Genomic DNA, 3458 nt, shown 5'->3' on the forward strand with positions numbered 1-3458 from the left:
TTTTTCAAAGCCTGTAGATCCGAGGGAAAAGGGGCTGTCGTGGCAGGCCTTCTCCCTCGGATTTCCTCCTGGTGCAACGCCAGCCCGACCGGTGCCGGGGCTTGTCCCTGCTTCCCATGACAGACATGCCCCACCGAATGCTCTAATTTTTTTTGGCCTGTAAGGAGCCAGTCCGGGGACGGATCTCCTTCGGTTGAACATGACGATTTCTCTGTCTTGGCCCGTACGCCGTGATCGGCTCGACCGCTGCCAATCCCTGCGTCCAGGCGCTACGCCGTACCTGAAAGACGACCTTTTTATCGTCAACCACTCCGAACTAAAAAAGCAGGTTCTTCGATGCAATTCAGCGAATTGATGGCAGCGCTTTCCAAGCACCCGATCCGTCTTCAACAGGACGACGATAACCTTGTGGTCCAGGGCGATGACGAAGGACTGGACGACGCGTTGTGGGAAAGCCTTGCCCTTTACAAGCGTGAATTGCTCGAGTTGGTGGAACGTAACGGTGGCGACTGGTTGAGCCCGGCGTTTCGTATCACCCCCGACATGCTGCCCCTGGTCAGCCTGAGCCAGGAGCAGATCGACCGGATTATCGACGGTGTGCCCGGAGGCGCGGGCAATGTCCAGGACATTTACCCCCTGGCGCCGTTGCAGGAAGGCATTCTTTACCATCACCTCGCTGCGCAGCAGGGTGATCCCTACGTGCTGCATACCCTGTTCGGGGTCGATCAACGCGCCCGCCTGGACGATTTCCTCAACGCCTTGCAAGGCGTGATCGACCGCCATGACATCCTGCGCACCTCAGTGGCGTGGGAAGGGCTGGATGAGCCGGTGCAAGTGGTCTGGCACAAGGCCGTGTTGTCACTGGAAGAGCTTCAGCTCGACCCGGCCGAGGGCGCCATCGAGGCACAGTTGCAACAACGCTTCGACACCCGCCACCACCGCCTGGATATGGGCCGGGCGCCCTTGCTGCGCCTGGTCTGCGCCGAGGATCGCCCCAACCAGCGTTGGGTAGCGCTGCTGTTGTTCCACCACATGGCCCTGGACCACGCCGCCCTGGAGTTGGTGCAGTACGAGATGCAGGCGTTCCTGCTGGGCCAGGGCGATGCGTTGCCCGAGGCCGTTCCGTATCGCAACTATGTGGCGCAAGTACGCCTGGGTGTAAGCCGGCAGGAGCATGAAGCGTTCTTCCGCGACATGCTCGGTGACGTGGACGAACCGACTTTGCCGTTTGGCCTGCAAGAGGTGCAAGGCGCAGGGCAGATGATCGAAGAAGCGTTCCGCAAGCTTCCGGACAGCCTGGGCCAAGGCTTGAGAACCCAGGCCCGGCAGCTGGGCGTGAGCGTTGCGAGCCTGGTTCATCTGGCCTGGGCGCAAGTGCTGGGGCGTGTCTCCGGGCGCAGCGATGTGGTGTTCGGTACCGTCCTGCTGGGGCGGATGCAGAGCGGCGAGGGGGCCGACCGGGCGCTGGGCATGTTCATCAACACCTTGCCGTTGCGGGTGACCGTGGGACAGATCGATGTCCGTGCGGGCGTGAAAACCACCCATGCGCGATTGACCGCGTTGCTGGGCCACGAGCATGCCTCGCTGGCGCTGGCACAACGCTGCAGCGGCGTGGCCGCCCCGACGCCGTTGTTCAGCGCCTTGCTCAATTACCGCCACACCGGTACGGCGACTTCGAGCGAAGCGCTGTCGGCCTGGAACGGTATCCAGGTACTCGGCGGCGAGGAGCGCACCAACTATCCGCTGATGCTGTCGGTGGACGATATGGGGGAGCGTTTCAGCCTGACCGTCCAGGCGGTGAAGGGCGTCGGCGCGGCACGGATTGGCGCCTGCGTGGAAACCGCCTTGGCGAGCCTGGTGGACGCGTTGCAGCATGCGCCGGAATCCTTGCTCTCCGGACTCTCGGTCATGCCGGAGGCGGAGCGCGAACAGCTATTGGTGACGTTCAATGCCACGCAAGCGGAGTATCCGCTGGAGCAAACGGTTCACGGTTTGTTCGAGGCTCAGGTAGAGCGGACGCCGAACGCGCTGGCGGTGCTCCACCGCGGGCAGCGCCTGGATTATCGCGAACTGAACGAGCGGGCCAACCGCCTGGCGCATTACCTACGCAAGCAGGGCGTACGGCCGGATTCGCGGGTGGCGATCTGCGTCGAGCGTGGTCTCGATATGGTCGTGGGCCTGCTGGCAATCCTCAAGGCCGGCGGCGGTTACGTGCCGCTGGATCCGGCCTATCCGGCGGATCGAATTGCCTACATGCTGGAAGACAGCGCCCCGGCGGCGGTATTGGCCCAGACGGCGACCCTTGGCTTGCTGGTTGATGCAACGATGCCGGTGATCGATCTCGACAGCGGGCTGTGGCAGGACGAATCCGTCTCGAATCCGCAGGTGCCTGAGCTGACCTCGTCGCATTTGGCCTATGTGATCTATACCTCGGGGTCCACCGGGTTGCCGAAAGGCGTGATGATCGAACACCGCAACACGGTGAACTTCCTCACTTGGGCTCATCGTTCGTTCGATGCTCAAACGCTGTCGAAAACCCTGTTCTCGACCTCGCTGAATTTCGATCTCGCGGTTTACGAATGCTTCGCGCCGCTGACCTGTGGCGGCAGCATCGACGTGGTCAATAATGTGCTGGAACTGCAACAGGGCGAGCACGACATTACCCTGATCAACACCGTGCCGTCGGCGCTCAAGGCGTTGCTGGAGTCGGGTGGGCTGAGTGACGGCGTGGACACGGTGAACGTCGCCGGTGAAGCGCTCAAGCGCAGTCTGGTTGAGGCGCTGTTCGAGCAGACCCAAGTCAAGCGCCTGTGCAACCTCTACGGTCCTTCGGAAACCACGACTTACTCCAGTTGGGTATCCATGGCTCGCGAAGATGGGTTTGTTCCGCACATTGGTAAGCCTGTCGCGAACACCCAGTTTTACTTGCTGGATGAACACCGGCAGCCGGTGCCCTTGGGCGTGCCGGGCGAGATGTACATCGGTGGCGCTGGCGTAGCGCGCGGTTATCTCAATCGCGATGACCTGACCGCCGAACGCTTCCTCAAGGATCCGTTCAGCCGTGAACCGAACGCCCGGATGTACAAGACCGGCGACTTGGGGCGTTACCTGCCGGACGGCAATATCGAGTACCTGGGCCGAAACGACGACCAAGTGAAGATCCGCGGTTTCCGGATCGAACTGGGCGAGATCGAGGCTCGACTGGCCCAACACGATGCCGTGAAGGAAGCCGTGGTGCTGGCCCGCGAAGACGTACCGGGCGACAAGCGTCTGGTCGCCTATTTCACCGAATCGGCAACAGCGGACATCGAAAGTCTGCGCAGCCATTTGCAAGCGCAACTGCCCGAATACATGGTGCCCGTGGCCTATGTACGCCTCGACGCACTGCCGCTGACCCCCAACGGCAAACTTGACCGTAAGGCGCTGCCAGCCCCGGATCAGGACTCGGTCATCAGCCG

Annotated in this window: 1 protein-coding gene; it reads left to right on the plus strand. The window is 62.1% G+C overall.

Annotated features, from left to right (window positions below):
• Window positions 1-336 precede the first annotated feature (336 nt).
• Window positions 337-3458: amino acid adenylation domain-containing protein (locus AD666_RS11070; RefSeq protein WP_156315938.1), on the plus strand; the 3122-nt coding region annotated here is incomplete at its 3' end.

Origin of the sequence: Pseudomonas sp. Pf153 (genome assembly GCF_001269775.1) — a bacterium.
GTDB classification, from domain to species: Bacteria; Pseudomonadota; Gammaproteobacteria; order Pseudomonadales; family Pseudomonadaceae; genus Aquipseudomonas; species Aquipseudomonas uvaldensis.